This is a genomic window from Bradyrhizobium denitrificans, from assembly GCF_013179005.1.
Taxonomy (GTDB): Bacteria; Pseudomonadota; Alphaproteobacteria; order Rhizobiales; family Xanthobacteraceae; genus Bradyrhizobium; species Bradyrhizobium denitrificans.
Genome location: NZ_JABFDP010000004.1, coordinates 117,493 through 133,579, shown reverse-complemented (window position 1 = coordinate 133,579; position 16,087 = coordinate 117,493). Strand labels below are relative to the sequence as shown.

Below are 16,087 nucleotides of genomic sequence, written 5' to 3'. Positions count from 1 at the left end.
CTGCCGGCCCGCTTCGTCCCCACCGCTCCCTTTCAGCGTCCAACGGATCACGCGTATGACCGACCTTCCCGTAATCATCGCCGGCGGCGGCATTGGCGGCCTCGCGACCGCGCTGACCCTGCAGCAGATCGGCGTGCCCTGCGTCGTCTATGAGAGCGTGCGCGAGATGCGGCCGCTCGGGGTCGGTATCAACCTGCAGCCCAACGCAGTGCGCGAGCTGTACGATCTCGGCATCGGGGCCGGTGATCTCGACCAGGTCGGCGTCCCCGCCAAGGAATGGGCGCTGGTCGGGCTGAACGGCAACGACATCTATTCCGAGCCGCGCGGCCTGCTCGCCGGCTACGACTGGCCGCAATATGCCGTGCATCGCGGCAAGCTGCATATGCTGCTGCACAGCCGGCTGGTGGAGCGCGCGGGGGCTCAGACCGTGCGGCTCGGCAGCCGCATCGCGGGCTATCAGAAGAATGCGGACGGCTCAGTCACGGCCCATATCGAGCATGCCGATGGATCGGCATCGGAGGCCCGCGGGCGGCTGCTAATCGGCGCCGACGGCATCCATTCGGCGATCCGCGCCCAGATGCATCCGACGCAGCCGCCGATCCATTGGGGCGGCGCGGTGATGTGGCGCGGCGTCACCTGGGCGAAGCCGATGCGCACCGGTGCGTCCTTCGTCGGGCTCGGCACCCATCGGCACCGCGTCGTGGTCTATCCGATCTCGCATCCCGATCCGAACACCGGGCTGGCGCTGATCAACTGGATCGCGGAAGTCACGATGGACAACAGCGAGGGCTGGAAGCAGACCGGCTGGTTCCGCCAGGTGCCGGTGAGCGAGTTCGCGCATCATTTCGCCGGCTGGACCTATGAATGGCTGGACGTGCCCGCGCTGATCGCCGGCGCCGACGGCGCCTATGAGAACCCGATGATCGACCGCGATCCGGTGCCGACCTGGGTCGACGGCCCGGTGGCGCTGATGGGCGACGCCGCGCATGCGATGTACCCGACCGGCTCCAACGGGGCCAGCCAGGCCATCGTCGATGCCCGCGTGCTCGGCGCATCACTGCTGGCACATGGCGTCACGCCTGCGGCGCTGTCAGCCTATGACGAGAAACTCTGCGGCCCGATCTCGCAGGTCATCCTGCGCAACCGCGGTGCCGGCCCGTTCGGCCTGCTCAACCTGGTCGACGAGCGCTGCGGCGGCACGTTCAGCAATATCGACGACGTGATCCCGCCGGCCGAGCGCGAGGCCTTCATGGCCGGCTACAAGAAGGCCGCAGGCTTTGCCATCGAACAGCTGAACACGGCGCCGCGCACGATTGCGGACGGCGCACGAGTCGACGCGGCAAAGGCGGCCTAATTGGCGAAGGCGGCCTAACGCAGCCCATCCCGCAACTGTCGTCCCGGGCAAGCCCTGCGACGCGTAGCGTGGCGGGGCGCCGACCCACGACCCCATACTCCCAGGCAGCAGTGCGGCGCAACGCTGGAGCTACCGGCGTGCCTCAGCACATCGTCCTGTGGTGATGGGCCCCTGCGTCCGCAGGGACGACACTGTTAGTTTGGCAAACAGCTCCACCAACAACGTCACTGCGAGCGAAGCAATCCAGAGTCGTGGGCGGGACTCTGGATTGCTTCGCTGCCGCTCGCAATGACGATGGAGAATGCTGCGGCCGCGCTTACGCGTAGCGGCCGTGGCAGTGCTTGTACTTCTTGCCGGAGCCGCAGGGGCAGTCCTCGTTGCGGCCGACCTTGCCCCAGGTCGAGGGGTCGTTCGGATTGCGCGCTTCGGCGGGGACCGGAGCGGCGCCGGAGGACGGCACCAGGGAGACGTTGGCAAAGGCCATCTCGTCCTCGCCGGTGGTCGGGTTGGCGTGATGCGCCTGCATCGGCGGCAGCACCGGCTGCTGCTCCTCGGGCGGCACGATCTCGACCCGCATCAGTTGCGCGGTGACCGCCTCGCGCAAATGCGCGATCATCGCCTCGAACAGCGTGAAGGCTTCCGACTTGTACTCCTGCAGCGGGTCGCGCTGGCCATAGCCGCGCAGGCCGATCACCTGGCGCAGATGGTCGAGCATGACCAGATGTTCGCGCCACAGATGATCGAGCGTCTGCAGCAGGATCGTCTTTTCGACGTAGCGCATCACATCCGGGCCCCACTGCCCGACCTTGGCGGCCATGCGCTCGTCGGCATAGGTCTCGATGCGCTTGAGCAGCTCCTCGTCGGCGATGCCTTCTTCCTTGGCCCATTCGTCGACCGGCAGCTCGATGTCGAGCACGCGCTTCAGCTCCTCCTTCAGCCCGGCCACGTCCCACTGCTCGGCATAGGCATGCTCGGGCACGTGCTTGCTGACGAGGTCGTCGATGAAGGCGTGGCGCATGTCGGCGATGGTCTCGGCGACGCTCTCGTCCTGCATCAGCTCGACGCGCTGGTCGAAGATCACCTTGCGCTGGTCGTTCTGGACGTTGTCGAACTTCAGGAGGTTCTTGCGGATGTCGAAGTTGCGCGCCTCGACCTTCTGCTGAGCCTTCTCCAGCGCCTTGTTGATCCACGGATGGATGATGGCCTCGCCTTCCTTCAGGCCGAGCCGGGTCAGCATGCTGTCGAGCCGGTCGGAGCCGAAGATCCGCATCAGATCGTCTTCCAGGGACAGGAAGAACTTCGAGCGGCCGGGATCGCCCTGGCGGCCGGAACGGCCGCGCAGCTGGTTGTCGATGCGGCGGGATTCGTGGCGCTCGGAGCCGATGATGTAGAGGCCGCCCGGCTTGACCACCGTCTTGGCCGGCTTGGAGCCCTTGGCCGGCTCGATCTCGACCGTCTCCTCGGCCTTCAGCACGATCTCGCGGAAGCGTGCGATGTCGGCCTTGATCTGCTCGATCTTGGCGGCCTTCTCCGTCTCGTCGGTGATCCCGGCCGTCTCCTGCTGGATGCGCATCTCCAAGGAGCCGCCGAGCTTGATGTCGGTGCCGCGTCCCGCCATGTTGGTCGCGATCGTGATCGCGCCGGGCACGCCGGCTTCGGCCACGATATAGGCCTCCTGCTCGTGGAAGCGCGCATTCAGCACCGCAAACAGCTTCGCCGGCTTGCCGGCGCGGGCCGCCGCATAGAGCTTGTCGAGCGCACGTTCGCTGCCGAAATCGATCTGCTTGTAGCCGTGCTGCTTGAGATAGGCGGCCAGCACTTCCGACTTCTCGATCGAGGCGGTGCCGACCAGCACCGGCTGCAGGCGGGAATTCGCGCGCTCGATTTCGGCCAGGATGGCGGCGTATTTCTCCTGCTGGGTGCGGTAGACCTCGTCGTCCTCGTCGAGGCGCGCGACCGGCAGGTTGGTCGGGATCTCCACGACCTCGAGCTTGTAGATGTCGAACAGCTCGTCCGCCTCGGTGGCGGCCGTGCCGGTCATGCCGGCGAGCTTCTCGTACATGCGGAAATAGTTCTGGAAGGTGATCGAGGCCAGCGTCTGGTTCTCCGGCTGGACCTGGACGTGCTCCTTGGCCTCGAGCGCCTGGTGGAGGCCCTCCGAATAGCGCCGGCCCGGCATCATGCGGCCGGTGAACTCATCGATGATCACGACCTCGCCGTCGCGGACGATATAGTCCTTGTCGCGGGTGAACAGCGTGTGGGCGCGCAGCGCCTGGTTGATGTGGTGGACGACGGAGACGTTCTCGACGTCGTAGAGCGACTCGCCCTTGAGCTGACCGGCGTCGCGCAGCAGGGTCTCGATCTTCTCCATGCCGGCTTCGGTCAAGGTCACCGTGCGCTGCTTCTCGTCGACATCGTAGTCGGACTTGTCGAGCTTCGGCACGAAGGTGTCGATGGTGTTGTAGAAGTCGGAGCGGTCGTCGAGCGGGCCGGAGATGATCAGCGGCGTGCGCGCCTCGTCGATCAGGATGGAGTCGACCTCGTCGACGATGGCGAAATAGTGCCCGCGCTGGACCATGTCCTCCAGCCGGTACTTCATGTTGTCGCGCAGATAGTCGAAGCCGTATTCGTTGTTGGTGCCGTAGGTGATGTCGCAGGCATAGGCCAACTTGCGCTCGGCATCGTCGAGGCCGTGGACGATCACGCCGGTGGTCAGGCCGAGGAAGCCGTAGATCTGGCTCATCCAGCCGGCGTCGCGCCGGGCGAGGTAATCATTCACCGTCACGACGTGGGCGCCCTTGCCGGCCAGCGCGTTGAGGTAGACGGCGAGGGTGGCCACCAGCGTCTTGCCTTCACCGGTCTTCATCTCGGCGATGTCGCCCTCGTGCAGCACCATGCCGCCGATCAGCTGGACGTCGAAATGGCGCTGGCCGAGGGTGCGCTTGGAGGCCTCGCGGACGGTGGCGAAGGCCGGGACCAGGATGTCGTCGAGCGTCTTGCCCTCGGCGAGCTGCGCCTTGAACTCCGCGGTGCGCGCCTTCAGCTGCTCGTCGGTCAGCTTGGCGAGCTCCGGCTCCAGCGCGTTGATGGCGTTGACACGGGCCTGGTAACCCTTGACGCGACGGTCATTGGCGGAGCCGAAAAGCTTACGGGCGAGCGCGCCGATCATTGCTGAAATCCTGCCTCTATGGGTCTGCGTTGCAGCCGTAACTCATGCTTTGGGTTTGCTGTTCCCGACGTGATGCACCGCAGCACCCGCGCCAGGCTCGAACGTCGGCGCCGGGGGGCGGCCGTCAGATGAGTGGGAGACGAGCAAACCAGGGTTCAACGGCCAAAAACGCAGCAAAATAAGCGCTATCGCCCTTGCAGCGATCGGGGAGAGATATGGCTGGGGGGGAACGTTGTCAACGGCGCCCGACACCGGGACATCAGCCCCAAACCTGTCGCCGATTTCACGAAATTGACAGACTTTTCGCGTTGCCAAGGCATCGCGATTGGGCGAGTGTCCCCGCCGCCCTGAGGCCACGCCCCTGGAGCCCCCTCTTCCAAGACAAGGATTTTCCATGACCACGTCGTTCCCGGTTACGAAAACCGGCCTGCGCTTCGGCCTTGCCACCGCTCTCGCCGGCAGTCTCGCATTGTCCCTGCTGGTCGCCCCGGCACGCGCGGCTGACGATGCCAACCCGGTGCTGGCCAAGGTGAACGGCGCCGAAATCCGCAAGAGCGACGTGACGCTCGCCGAGGAGGAACTCGGGCCGAGCCTCGCGCAGATGGATCCGGCGACCAAGGACGACAACGTGCTGTCGTTCCTCATCGACATGAAGCTCGTCGCCAAGGCGGCCGAGGACAAGAAGGTCGCCGACAGCGAGGAGTTCAAGAAGCGCCTTGCCTTCACCCGCAACCGCCTGCTGATGGACAGCCTGCTCGCCAGCGAGGGCAAGGCCGCGACCACGCCGGACGCGATGAAGAAGGTCTATGAGGAGGCCTCCAAGCAGATCGGCGGCGAGCAGGAAGTGCATGCCCGCCACATCCTGGTCGAGACCGAGGACGAGGCCAAGGCCGTCAAGGCCGAGCTCGCCAAGGGCGGCGACTTCGCCGAACTCGCCAAGAAGAAGTCCAAGGACCCCGGCGCCTCCGATGGCGGCGATCTCGGCTTCTTCACCAAGGAGCAGATGGTGCCGGAATTCGCCAACGTGGCATTCGCGCTGGAGCCGGGCAAGATCTCGGACCCGGTGAAGACCCAGTTCGGCTGGCACATCATCAAGGTCGAGGAAAAGCGCAACCGCAAGCCGCCGGAGTTCGACCAGGTCAAGAGCCAGATCGAGACCTATGTCACCCGCAAGGCCCAGGCCGACTATGTCAGCAAGCTGCGCGAGGCCGCCAAGATCGAGCGTCTGGACAAGCCGGCCGCCGACGCCGCCAAGCCGGCAGACGCGAAGCCGGCCGAGCCGGCGAAGAAGTAAGCGGCGAGGCCGCTTGGCTTGAGGCGCGACACGCTGTCGTCGCGTCAGGGTCGTCACCTTCGCGTCACAAAAGGTGTCGTCCCGACTAAAGCCTGCCGCCACCCTCCCCTGGAGGGGGAGGGTCGCAACGAGCGAAGCGAGATGCGAGGCGGGGTGGGGTGATCTCTCCATGCGCGCCGGTGCCCGTGGCTTCACCCCACCCCGGCGCGTATCGCTATCGCGACACGCGCCGACCCTCCCCCTCCAGGGGAGGGTGACACTGAGTTTGCCGCAGCGACGTTGGCAGCTGTTGACGTGGCAACATCCACTCCCCCAACGACAAGCGAGATGATACAGAGCGCTTCCCGCTCATTCCCTGTCGGAAGCCTCTCGATGTCCTCAGCCGTCTCCCCGCTCGCCCCGACCGACGTCCCCGACATGCCGGCGCTTGCCGGCGTCAGGCTCGCCACCGCCGCGGCCGGCATCCGCTACAAGAACCGCACCGACGTGCTGCTGGCGCTGCTGGATCCCGGCACCACCGTCGCGGGCGTATTCACCAAATCCAAATGCCCGTCGGCGCCGGTCGAATGGTGCCGCGCCAAATTGAAGGGCGGCAAGGCGCGCGCGCTGGTCGTCAATTCCGGCAATGCCAATGCCTTCACCGGCAAGACCGGCAAGCAGTCGACGGCGCTGACCGCGGCGATCGCCGCCAAGGCGGTCGGCTGCAAGCAGGACGAGATCTTCCTCGCTTCGACCGGCGTGATCGGCGAGCCGCTGGATGCCACCAAATTCGACGGCGTGCTCGAAGGTCTCGCCGGGACCGCTGACGCGGAGGACTGGATGGGCGCCGCGCGCGCCATCATGACCACCGACACGTTCCCGAAAGTCGCGACCGCCACCGTCAAGCTCGGCAAGGCCAAGGTGACGATCAACGGCATGGCCAAGGGCGCCGGCATGATCGCGCCTGATATGGCGACGATGCTGTCCTTCATCTTCACCGACGCGCCGATCACGGCGCCCGCGCTGCAGGCGCTGCTCAAGGCCGGCGTCGAGGACACCTTCAACGCCGTGACGATCGACGGCGACACCTCGACCTCCGACACGCTGCTTGCCTTCGCCACCGGCGCCGCCGCCGCCAAGGGCGCACCGAAGATCAGCCGCATCAGCGATCCCAACGCCAAGGCCTTCGTGAAGGCGTTCAACGCCGTGCTGGCCGATCTCGCCGAGCAGGTGGCGCGTGACGGCGAGGGCGCGCGCAAGCTGGTCGAGATCATCGTCGAAGGCGCCAAGACCAAGCAGTCGGCGCGCAGGATCGCGATGTCGATCGCCAACTCGCCGCTGGTGAAGACCGCGATCGCCGGCGAGGACGCCAATTGGGGCCGCGTCGTGATGGCCGTCGGCAAGGCTGGCGAGCCGGCCGATCGCGACAAGCTGTCGATCTCGTTCAACGGCATCCGCGTCGCGTCGAAGGGCGCGCGCGATCCGTCCTATGACGAGACGGAAGTGTCGAATGCGATGAAGGCGCAGACCATTCAGATCAAGGTCGCGCTCGGCCTCGGCAAGGGCCGCGACCGCGTGCTGACCTGCGACCTGACCAAGGAGTATGTCGCGATCAACGGCGACTACCGCTCGTAGCTTTCCACGCTCTGCAACAGATCCCGGGCCGGGCTCGGCCGTCCCGGGATGATTGCTGGGTCAGCTCGAAATGCGCGCGTCCGCCACCGCCTTCTTGAACAGCGCATTCATGGCGTCGGCGATGCCCTGTGTCGGCGACACCTCGAAATAGAAGCCGGGCGAAGCGCAGGCCTGCATGTTCTGCGCGATCTCGCTGTTCGGCGACGGGCCGAACGGCCCTTTGTTGAAGGGATCGATCCAGCTCATGTACCAGCTGTTGGTCGGCAGCTGCAGATAGGTCGTATAGAGCACCGCGATCTTGATGCCGCGGTTCTTCAGCGTGGTGCAGAGCGCCGGGTTGATCGGCGACTGGCAGCGATTGCCGCTTGCCTTGGGCTTCAGGCACGCCGCATTGCTTTCGTCGGCAACGCCGTCGGACACGAAGAACAGATATTTCAGCGGTGATCCCGTGGTGCCATCGCCCGGCGTCGAGATCTCATTGTTGACGGCCGGAAAGACCGCCGTGAACGGCGTGTCCTTGTCGGCGGTATAGGCATCGTTGTTGCCGTAGACGCCCATCAGGTCGATATTTCCTGCGGCACTCTTGGCGCTCGACAGATTGGCCGACAGCGCGAACAGAGCGCGCAGGCCGATCGTCTTCGACGCCGCGCCGAAATCATAGATCGCCATGCGGAACTGATTGGGATAGGTCTGGGTCTGCGTGGCCGTATCCATCAGCTGCTGGGTGGCGCTGCGCAGAACGTCGATCCGCGTCGTGACGCCGATGCTCTTCGCGAGATTATAGAAGTTGTTCGAATCGTTGTAGTCGTGGCAGGCGAAGGCACAATAGCGGTTGCTGCCATACTTCGCATCCGAGGTCGCGTTGACCATCTTGGTGACGTCGTCGGGCGTCGCCGCCACGCCCATCGAAGGCGAGTTGTCGAGCAGCAGATAGAAGTCGATATATTTCGGCATCGAGGCGGTCGCCTTCGACATGCCCTGCAACGTCATCGTCTTGATCCCGACGATGTTCATGAACATCATCGGCACGCTCGCCGAGAACGACACGGTTGCGGTCAGTACCGAGCCGGTCTTCTTCACCTCAGGCGTGACGCTGTTCAGCGTGTAGCCGGTGGTGCCGTTCATGTTGCCGTTGAAGATATTGCGGGCATCGTCATTGCCGGCAGTGATGATGCCGTCCGCGGTCATCGCGCCAGCGGCGATGAAGGCCGGCGACGTCCGCGACACCGCTCCGACCGAGGCGGCGTCCACCGCTGATTGCAACTTGGCGCGCAGCTGGTTCGCCCGGCTGTAATCGACGCCGCAACCGACCGCCGTGATCAGCGGCACGCAGACGATGGCGAACGTCACCGCGACGTTGCCCTGGATGTCGCTGCGGAAGCGGGCGAGCAGACTCGATAACATGCGCATGAAGGATGCCTAACGAACCATGATGGGGTCACGGCGTTCTCCCGTGAAAATACGCATGGGCCGATTAAGGTTGGCTTATCTCAATCGTGGAAACACGGCACGAAACCGCCTAGGTTAAGATTCCCTCAACAGACGCAGCTCACGCATGCGATCATGCCGTGATGCGTTGCCACCTCGCCCGACCGGATCATGCCTGACTTGAAACTCACCCTCGTGGTCGCCTGCGCGCTGGTCGATGCCGACAATCGCGTCCTTCTGGCCCAGCGCCCCGCCGGCAAGGCCCTGGCCGGACTCTGGGAGTTTCCCGGCGGCAAGCTCGAGCCCGGCGAACGGCCGGAGGCCAGCCTGATCCGCGAGCTCGACGAGGAGCTCGGCATCACCGTGCGCGAAGCCTGTCTGGCGCCGCTGACCTTCGCGAGCCACGCCTATGAGACATTCCATCTGCTGATGCCGCTCTACATCTGCCGGCGCTGGGAAGGCGTGGTGACCGCGCGCGAGGGCCAGCAATTGGCCTGGGTGCGGCCCAACAAGCTGCGCGACTATCCGATGCCACCGGCGGACATTCCGCTGCTGCCGCATCTGATTGATCTGTTGCTGTGAGGCACGGCGATTTGCCTATCCCCAGTCGTCATGCGCGGGCTTGACCCGCCTGCGGGGCCGAAGCCCCTTCGGCGCGGCGAAGGCCCGCGCATCCATCAGTTCCGAAGACGATGGATCGCCGGGTCAAGCCCGGCGATGACGAGCAGTGCGATCATTCCCGCGGCGTTCGCTTCACCGCCGCCTCCAGGCTTGCCGTCGCCGAGCCCGGCTTCAGCGGCTTCTGCTGGCTTTCATGCGGCGCCCAGCCGGAGATCCAGATGATATCGAAGGTGGCGCGGATGCGGCCATCGGCATCGGCGAAGCGTTCGGAATAGATCTCGGCCATACGCAGCAAGGTGGCGCGGCGCAGCGGCGTGCGGCGGCGCTCGACCAGGCTGTTGGCGGCCCCCATGCGGCGCAGATCATGCATCAGCCCGAACGCGCTGGCATAGCGGACGACGACACGATCGACGTCCGTGACCGGCAGCGCAAAGCCGGCGCGCTGCAACAGGCCGCCAATGTCGCGCAGATCGGCGAACGGCGCGACGCGCGGCGAGACGCCGCCCTCGCATTCGGCCTCGGCGGCGGCAAAGGATTGCCTGAGCTCGGTCAGCGTATCGCCGCCGATCATCGCCGCGAGCAACAGCCCATCGGGGCGCAAGGCGCGGCGGATCTGCGCGAGCACGCCGGGGAGATCATTGACGAACTGGAACGCCAGCGCCGACAGCGCGAGATCGAGCGAATGCGGCGCCAGCGGCAGCGTCTCATCGGCCGTCTCGGGTGCCGCGAGATGCACCAGCTGCGCCATAGGGTCCGTCAGAAGCGGCTTGAGGCCGGCGCCGGGCGTCCACACATCGGCGGCTGCCGTAAAGGACCGGTTCACCGCGGCAAGCCGATCTCCGAGATCCTCGGCGACGCGCTCCAGCAGGAACGTCTCCGGCGCGCCTGCTGCCCGGCGCTGCCTCAGCGCAAGCAGGCGTCGATCGAACAGAACGGGAGCGGTGGCAGGCTGGGTCATGGCGGCTGGTTACGACGATCCTGCCGACCGGGCAATGCGCGCTTGAGCCAAACCAAGTGCGCGGCTAGCCTCAATGCATGGGCCTCAACTTTGCTCCGATCAGCATCAGACGACTCGGTCCTGCCGCCCATGCGGCGCGGGGCGCCTTCGCCCACATCGCCAAGCTCGCGCTCGACATTGCCCTGCCGACTCTTTGCATCTCCTGTCGCGAGCCGGTGGATGGCGAAGGCGTCTGCGCGGCGTGCTGGGGCAAATTGTCGTTCATCGAGCGGCCCTACTGCCCGAAGCTCGGCATCCCCTTCGTGTACGATCCCGGCCCCGAGTTGCTGTCGATGGAGGCGATCGCGGCGCCGCCGGCCTATGCCAAGGCGCGCGCCGCCGTGCGCTATGACGAGGTCGCGCGCACCCTGGTGCATCAACTGAAATATCAGGATCGTACCGATCTGGCGCCGATCATGGGGCGCTGGATGGCGCGCGCGGGCCGCGAACTGCTGGCGGATGCGGATCTCCTGGTCCCCGTGCCGCTGCACTGGCAGCGCGGCTTCAGCCGCCGCTACAACCAGTCCGGCGCGCTGGCGCGGGTGATCGCCCGCTGCAGCGGCGTCAGACTCCAGGGCGATGCGCTGCGCCGCGTCCGGGCCACCGCGCAGCAGGTCGGGTTGTCGCGGTCCCAGCGCAGCAGCAATGTGCAGGGTGCATTCCAGGTATCCCCAGACCGTCTGCACGAGGTGCAGGGGCGCCGCATCGTGATCGTCGACGATGTCCTGACCACCGGCGCGACGGTCGATGCCTGCGCCCGCGCGCTGCTGCGCGCCAAGGCGGCCGAGGTCAGCGTGCTGGTCTTCGCCCGGGTTGTCGATGCGCCCCGCGCTCCCATATAATCCAACGTTCCGTAACAGCTGAGCGCGACATGACCGCTGCGATTGAAATCTATACCCGTCCGGGGTGCGGCTACTGCACCGCTGCCAAATCGCTCCTGACCCGCAAGAACGTCCCTTTCACCGAGCACGACGCGGGCAAGGATCCGACGATCCGGCAGAAGATGTATGATCGGGTCGGACCCGGCTCGACCTTTCCGCAGATCTTCATCGGGACGACCCATGTCGGCGGCTGCGACGATCTCTATGCGCTCGATCGCGAAGGCAAGCTCGACGCCATGCTGGCCGGAGAGACGACATCATGAGCAATGACCGCAGCTTTACCGCCGCCATGATGCAGATGCGCACCGCGCTGCTGCCCGAGCCGAGCCTCGAGCAGGGCACCAGGCTGATCCGGGAAGCGGTCGCGCAGGGCGCCGAATATGTTCAGACGCCCGAAGTGAGCAACATGATGCAGCTCAACCGGACGGCATTGTTCGCGCAGCTCAAGAGCGAGGAGGACGATCCCTCGCTGAAGGCCTATCGCGCGCTGGCCAAGGAGCTGGGTATCCATCTGCATATCGGATCGCTGGCGCTGCGCTTCTCGGATGAGAAGGCGGTGAACCGCTCGTTCCTGATCGGGCCCGACGGCACTGTGCTGGCGAGCTACGACAAGATCCACATGTTCGACATCGACCTGCCCGGCGGCGAGAGCTATCGCGAATCCGCCAATTACCAGCCCGGCGAGACCGCCGTGATCTCGGATCTGCCGTGGGGCCGGCTGGGACTGACGATCTGCTACGATGTCCGCTTCCCGGCGCTGTATCGCGCGCTGGCCGAGAGCGGCGCCTCCTTCATCAGCGTGCCCTCGGCCTTCACCCGCAAAACCGGCGAGGCGCATTGGCACACGCTGTTGCGCGCGCGCGCGATCGAGACCGGCTGCTTCGTGTTCGCCGCCGCGCAATGCGGCCTGCACGAGAACAAGCGCGAGACCTTCGGACACTCGCTGATCATCGATCCCTGGGGCGAGATCCTCGCCGAGGGCGGCGTCGAACCCGGCGTCATCGTGGCGCGGATCGACCCGGCGCGCGTCGAGACCGTCCGCCAGACCATCCCTTCGCTGCAGCATGGCCGCCGGTTCGGCATCGCCGATCCCAAAGCGGGGCCGGATCATCTGCACCTGGTGCGGGGCTCGGCATGATCCGCTACGCCTTGCGCTGCGAGCGTGATCATACGTTCGAAAGCTGGTTTCAGAGCTCCTCGGCTTACGAGTCCCAGGTGAAGCGCAAGCTGGTGGAATGCCCGACCTGCGGCTCGACCAAGGTCGAGAAGGCGATCATGGCGCCGCGCATCGTCAGCAAGAAGGGCCGCGACGCTGCGCCGGTGCCGGCCGCCCCGGTGCCCGCGCCGGCCCCGGAGGTGATCCCGCCCGGACCGACCTCGCTGTTGATGGCGCAGGAGCGCGAGCTGCGCGCCAAGCTCAAGGAGCTGCGCGACCATATCGTCAAGAATGCCGACGATGTCGGCGAGCGCTTCCCGACCGAGGCGCGCAAGATGCATTACGGCGAGACCGAGCACCGGCCGATCTATGGCGAGGCGTCCATCGAGGAAGCGCGCGAACTGATCGAGGAAGGCATCGAAGTCGCACCGATCCCGGTGCTGCCGGATGATCGGAACTGAGGCGAGGCGCGTCGATCATCAGCGGCGCATTCAGTTTTGCGTTCCGTCAATTCGCACTTCGTCATTGCGAGCGCAGCGAAGCAATCCAGAGTCCCGCCCGCAGCCCTGGATTGCTTCGCTGCGCTCGCAATGACGGTCGAGACAGTTCGGCTTGAACGACGACCGTTTTCCGCGAGATGACGATGTCTCCTCTCTCCTCCTCCTGGCAGCTCTGGGCGCTCCTCTCGGCATTCTTCGCCGCGCTCACCGCAATCTTCGCCAAGGTCGGCGTGGAGGGCATCAACTCCGATCTCGCGACGCTGATCCGCACCGCGATCGTGCTGGTGACGTTGGCGCTGATCCTGTTCACGACCGGCCAGCTCACGAGTCCCGGCCCGATTTCCACAAAGAGCTGGATCTTCCTGGCCCTGTCCGCGCTCGGTACCGGCGCGTCCTGGCTGTGCTACTTCCGCGCCCTGAAGCTCGGCCCCGCCACATTGGTGGCACCGATCGACAAGCTCAGCGTCGTGCTGGTCGCCCTGTTCGGCGTCGTCTTTCTCGGCGAGCGCCCCAGCCTGCAGGGCTGGATCGGCATCGGGCTGATCGCCTGCGGTGCCGTGCTGATCGCCATCAAGAGCTGAGGGCTGACTACACCGCGATCAGCAGCGCCACGCCGCCGACGATCAGCACGATGCCGCAGACCTCGCGCAGCGACACTGGCTGCTTGAACGAGTAGTAGGACACGCCCTGTGCGAACAGCACCTCGACCAGCGCCAGGGTGCGGACGTTGGCCGCCGCCGTCAGCGCAAAGGCCAGGAACCAGAATTGCGAGGCGAAGGCGCCGATGAAGCCAGCCATCATCGATGGCCGCCACAGCGACAGGATGCCGCGCAGGATGTCCGGCGCGCGCGCCAGCAGATAGATGGTGAGGATCGCCGTCTGCGCGAACAGGCCCCAGACCAGCGTGGTCGACGCCGCGGTGACGAAGGAGACGCCTTGGACGTTGATGATGGCGCCACGAAAGCCGACCGCCGAGAGCGCAAACGCCGCCGCAGCCACCAAACCGGTGACGGTCGGCTTCAGCTCCGCAAAGCTCTTGTCGCCACCGGGCCGCAGCGCGGTGATCACGACGCCGATGGTGGCGATCAGGATCGCAATCACCTTCGGCAGCGAGAGCGGGTCGCCGAGAAAGACAAAGCCAAAGATGGCGGTCTGGATCGCCTCCGTCTTCAGATAGGCCGTGGTCACCACGAAGGACCGGTCGGTCATGGCCAGCAACATCAGTCCGGTGCCGACGATCTGGCTGAGCGCGCCGAGCAGCAGCCACGGCCAGAACAGAGCCGGAGGCCAGCGCAGATGGTCCCCCGTGGCCAGCAGCACCGCGGCCAGGAACACCAGCGAGAACGGGAAACCGAACAGGAAGCGGATATTGGTCGCGCCCCAGGTGCCGAGCTTGGCCGTCAACGAGCGCTGCATCGCATTGCGCGCGACCTGACCGGCGGCAGCGACCAGCGTGAAGGGAATCCAGAGCGAGGCGACGGACAACATTCGGGGCGACTGCGCGGCGGTGAGGGACGGCCACCGTGACCAGCGGGGCGCGCCGGGTCAACCGTGCAGGCGGAAATTCAGCCGCATGTCAGGATTGCAGATCGCGGCGGGATGGCCGGCCAAACTCGGGTCGCTATGGTACAATCGCGCTACAATGACGGTGTCGTCCCTGCGAACGCAGGGACCCATAACCACCGGCTCCCGTTGTTCTTGGGCGGTCCCTCCACGCGATGGTGTGGCCATGTACTACGTCTATATTCTCGCCAGCGGCCGAAGCGAACGGCCGGGCTACACCATCTGCTCGGCGACGACCATGTAGTTCACGTCCATGTCGGTCGACAGGCTCCAGCGGTCGGCGAACGGGCTGTAGACGACGCCGCTCTGCTCGGTGATGACGAGGCGATTGTCGAGCAGGTATTTCGTCAGCTCATCCGGGGTGACGAATTTGCTCCATTCATGCGTTCCGCGCGGCAGCCAGCGCAGCACATATTCGGCGCCGACGATGGCGAGGGCAAAACTCTTCCAGTTGCGGTTCAGGGTCGAGACCACCATCATGCCGCCCGGCTTCAGCACCGCGGCACAGCGGCTGAGGAAGGCGCCGACGTCGGTAACGTGCTCGACCACCTCCATCGCCAGCACGATGTCGAAGCGCTCGCGCGGATCCATGTCCTCGATCGTGGTGCAGCGATAGTCGATCGACAGATGGCCCTTTTCCGCGTGCAGCCTGGCGGCGGCAATGTTGCTGGGCGACGGATCGACGCCGACGACCTGGGCGCCCAGCCGCGTGAATGGCTCGCACAACAGGCCCGCGCCGCAGCCGATGTCGAGCATGCGCAAGCCCGACAGGCAGTTCAGGCTCTTGGCATTGCGCTCGAATTTCCGGCAGGCGGCATCGCGAATATAGGTCAGGCGCAACGGATTGATTTTGTGCAGGGGCGCCATCTTGCCCTTGGGGTCCCACCAGGTCTCAGACAGTTTCGAGAACTTCGCGATCTCGGCCGGATCGACGGTCGAGCCCGGAGGAACGGAGGTGCTGTGGGAATCCTGAGGCATTGTCATCGCTGAATACTCAATGATCTGACCTGACGCGTCGTATCGGCCTAACGCGCGGTGATGGCGTTGCGGAACGCCAGCGGCTCGGCAATGGTCGAGATGGTCTCCCTGCCCTCACCGACACCCAAGATGGTAACGTCGCCGTAATTGAGAAGCCGGCCCATGATGGTCTGGTTGACGTCGACGCTCTCGACCTTGTCGAGGGCCATTTCGAAGGTCCGGCGGCGGATGAAGCCGGTTTTGTGGACGACCCGGCGGTTGGTGACGTCGGTCTCGGTGGTCAGCCGGTGGAACCAGGCGCGGACCGTCCAATACAGCGCGACCACGGCGATGACGGCGGCCGAAGCCAGACAGAGCATCGTCAGATTATCGTTGACGGTCGTGCGGGACAGGATGACCAGCGCGAAGGCCACGATCCAGGCGCCGATGGCGGGCAGGTAGAACATCCAGTGTGCATTGGTGGAATACAGCACCTTCTCGCCGGGTTGCAGGATTTCGTCGATGTAACGCGCCATACTCCGCCTCTAGCCCA

The 16,087-nt window shown here is 65.6% G+C and carries 15 protein-coding genes; 9 read left to right on the top strand and 6 right to left on the bottom strand.

From position 1 onward, the window contains the following. The first annotated feature begins 55 nt into the window (after positions 1 to 55). Entirely contained in the window at positions 56 to 1,354 is a 1,299-nt protein-coding gene (locus HL671_RS05410) for a flavin-dependent oxidoreductase (RefSeq protein ID WP_172235827.1), read from the top strand. Positions 1,355 to 1,670: 316 nt separating this feature from the next. Here the strand turns inward: HL671_RS05410 and secA are convergent, their stop codons facing one another. Next, complete coding sequence (gene secA, locus HL671_RS05405) at positions 1,671 to 4,523, bottom strand: preprotein translocase subunit SecA (RefSeq protein ID WP_172235826.1); 2,853 nt, start codon at positions 4,521 to 4,523, stop codon at positions 1,671 to 1,673. 394 nt (positions 4,524 to 4,917) lie between these two features. Here secA and HL671_RS05400 point away from each other — a divergent pair, with 394 nt between their 5' ends. Beyond that, entirely contained in the window at positions 4,918 to 5,817 is a 900-nt protein-coding gene (locus HL671_RS05400) for a peptidylprolyl isomerase (RefSeq protein WP_172235825.1), read from the top strand. Between the two features lie 372 nt (positions 5,818 to 6,189). Beyond that, positions 6,190 to 7,431, top strand: a complete 1,242-nt coding sequence (argJ, locus tag HL671_RS05395; protein ID WP_012047328.1) for a bifunctional glutamate N-acetyltransferase/amino-acid acetyltransferase ArgJ — start codon at positions 6,190 to 6,192, stop codon at positions 7,429 to 7,431. Between the two features lie 60 nt (positions 7,432 to 7,491). Here the strand turns inward: argJ and HL671_RS05390 are convergent, their stop codons facing one another. Then, positions 7,492 to 8,841 carry a TadE/TadG family type IV pilus assembly protein gene (locus HL671_RS05390; protein ID WP_012047329.1) on the bottom strand — a complete coding sequence of 450 codons (1,350 nt, stop codon included), beginning with the start codon at positions 8,839 to 8,841 and terminating at the stop codon, positions 7,492 to 7,494. Between the two features lie 189 nt (positions 8,842 to 9,030). On the opposite strand from HL671_RS05390, the gene HL671_RS05385 reads away from it, so the two are divergent. Then, entirely contained in the window at positions 9,031 to 9,441 is a 411-nt protein-coding gene (locus tag HL671_RS05385) for a (deoxy)nucleoside triphosphate pyrophosphohydrolase (protein ID WP_012047330.1), read from the top strand. Positions 9,442 to 9,592: 151 nt separating this feature from the next. On the opposite strand, the gene HL671_RS05380 is transcribed toward HL671_RS05385, so the two are convergent. Further along, on the bottom strand, positions 9,593 to 10,438 hold the full coding sequence (locus tag HL671_RS05380) for a methyltransferase domain-containing protein (RefSeq protein ID WP_012047331.1): 846 nt from the start codon (positions 10,436 to 10,438) through the stop codon (positions 9,593 to 9,595). A gap of 77 nt (positions 10,439 to 10,515) precedes the next feature. Here HL671_RS05380 and HL671_RS05375 point away from each other — a divergent pair, with 77 nt between their 5' ends. The 5 genes from HL671_RS05375 to HL671_RS05355 all read left to right on the top strand — a co-directional run bounded on the left by HL671_RS05375 (position 10,516) and on the right by HL671_RS05355 (position 13,595). Then, positions 10,516 to 11,319: a ComF family protein gene (locus HL671_RS05375; RefSeq protein WP_012047332.1), complete on the top strand. Its 804-nt coding sequence runs from the start codon at positions 10,516 to 10,518 to the stop codon at positions 11,317 to 11,319. A gap of 29 nt (positions 11,320 to 11,348) precedes the next feature. Next, positions 11,349 to 11,621 carry a glutaredoxin 3 gene (grxC, locus tag HL671_RS05370; protein WP_012047333.1) on the top strand — a complete coding sequence of 91 codons (273 nt, stop codon included), beginning with the start codon at positions 11,349 to 11,351 and terminating at the stop codon, positions 11,619 to 11,621. After that, positions 11,618 to 12,496 (top strand): carbon-nitrogen hydrolase family protein, encoded by an 879-nt coding sequence (locus HL671_RS05365; RefSeq protein WP_172235824.1) that lies wholly within the window; start codon positions 11,618 to 11,620, stop codon positions 12,494 to 12,496. Before grxC ends, HL671_RS05365 begins: the two co-directional genes overlap by 4 nt. Then, positions 12,493 to 12,975 carry a DUF1178 family protein gene (locus HL671_RS05360; RefSeq protein ID WP_012047335.1) on the top strand — a complete coding sequence of 161 codons (483 nt, stop codon included), beginning with the start codon at positions 12,493 to 12,495 and terminating at the stop codon, positions 12,973 to 12,975. The genes HL671_RS05365 and HL671_RS05360 overlap by 4 nt, the downstream gene beginning before the upstream one ends. A gap of 182 nt (positions 12,976 to 13,157) precedes the next feature. Next, on the top strand, positions 13,158 to 13,595 hold the full coding sequence (locus tag HL671_RS05355; protein WP_172235823.1) for an EamA family transporter: 438 nt from the start codon (positions 13,158 to 13,160) through the stop codon (positions 13,593 to 13,595). 7 nt (positions 13,596 to 13,602) lie between these two features. Here HL671_RS05355 and HL671_RS05350 read toward each other — a convergent pair whose 3' ends face one another. From HL671_RS05350 to HL671_RS05340, 3 genes are all read right to left on the bottom strand, one after another. Then, the gene (locus HL671_RS05350; protein ID WP_012047337.1) at positions 13,603 to 14,502 is read right to left on the bottom strand and encodes an EamA family transporter; all 900 of its coding nucleotides are present in this window, start codon (positions 14,500 to 14,502) and stop codon (positions 13,603 to 13,605) included. 288 nt (positions 14,503 to 14,790) lie between these two features. Next, positions 14,791 to 15,555 carry a bifunctional 2-polyprenyl-6-hydroxyphenol methylase/3-demethylubiquinol 3-O-methyltransferase UbiG gene (gene ubiG / locus HL671_RS05345; protein WP_374050092.1) on the bottom strand — a complete coding sequence of 255 codons (765 nt, stop codon included), beginning with the start codon at positions 15,553 to 15,555 and terminating at the stop codon, positions 14,791 to 14,793. Between the two features lie 47 nt (positions 15,556 to 15,602). Further along, positions 15,603 to 16,070 carry a PH domain-containing protein gene (locus HL671_RS05340; protein WP_012047339.1) on the bottom strand — a complete coding sequence of 156 codons (468 nt, stop codon included), beginning with the start codon at positions 16,068 to 16,070 and terminating at the stop codon, positions 15,603 to 15,605. Positions 16,071 to 16,087 lie beyond the last annotated feature (17 nt).

What these genes read in the sequence shown, in the direction of transcription:
- HL671_RS05410 (WP_172235827.1), top strand. Translation starts at nt 56, where the DNA reads ATGACCGACCTTCCCGTAATCATCGCCGGCGGCGGCATTGGCGGCCTC.
- HL671_RS05390 (WP_012047329.1), bottom strand. Translation starts at nt 8,841, where the DNA reads ATGCGCATGTTATCGAGTCTGCTCGCCCGCTTCCGCAGCGACATCCAG.
- HL671_RS05340 (WP_012047339.1), bottom strand. Translation starts at nt 16,070, where the DNA reads ATGGCGCGTTACATCGACGAAATCCTGCAACCCGGCGAGAAGGTGCTG.
- ubiG (WP_374050092.1), bottom strand. Translation starts at nt 15,555, where the DNA reads ATGCCTCAGGATTCCCACAGCACCTCCGTTCCTCCGGGCTCGACCGTC.
- HL671_RS05365 (WP_172235824.1), top strand. Translation starts at nt 11,618, where the DNA reads ATGAGCAATGACCGCAGCTTTACCGCCGCCATGATGCAGATGCGCACC.
- HL671_RS05385 (WP_012047330.1), top strand. Translation starts at nt 9,031, where the DNA reads ATGCCTGACTTGAAACTCACCCTCGTGGTCGCCTGCGCGCTGGTCGAT.
- HL671_RS05360 (WP_012047335.1), top strand. Translation starts at nt 12,493, where the DNA reads ATGATCCGCTACGCCTTGCGCTGCGAGCGTGATCATACGTTCGAAAGC.
- HL671_RS05375 (WP_012047332.1), top strand. Translation starts at nt 10,516, where the DNA reads ATGGGCCTCAACTTTGCTCCGATCAGCATCAGACGACTCGGTCCTGCC.
- HL671_RS05380 (WP_012047331.1), bottom strand. Translation starts at nt 10,438, where the DNA reads ATGACCCAGCCTGCCACCGCTCCCGTTCTGTTCGATCGACGCCTGCTT.
- argJ (WP_012047328.1), top strand. Translation starts at nt 6,190, where the DNA reads ATGTCCTCAGCCGTCTCCCCGCTCGCCCCGACCGACGTCCCCGACATG.
- HL671_RS05350 (WP_012047337.1), bottom strand. Translation starts at nt 14,502, where the DNA reads ATGTTGTCCGTCGCCTCGCTCTGGATTCCCTTCACGCTGGTCGCTGCC.
- grxC (WP_012047333.1), top strand. Translation starts at nt 11,349, where the DNA reads ATGACCGCTGCGATTGAAATCTATACCCGTCCGGGGTGCGGCTACTGC.
- HL671_RS05355 (WP_172235823.1), top strand. Translation starts at nt 13,158, where the DNA reads ATGTCTCCTCTCTCCTCCTCCTGGCAGCTCTGGGCGCTCCTCTCGGCA.
- HL671_RS05400 (WP_172235825.1), top strand. Translation starts at nt 4,918, where the DNA reads ATGACCACGTCGTTCCCGGTTACGAAAACCGGCCTGCGCTTCGGCCTT.
- secA (WP_172235826.1), bottom strand. Translation starts at nt 4,523, where the DNA reads ATGATCGGCGCGCTCGCCCGTAAGCTTTTCGGCTCCGCCAATGACCGT.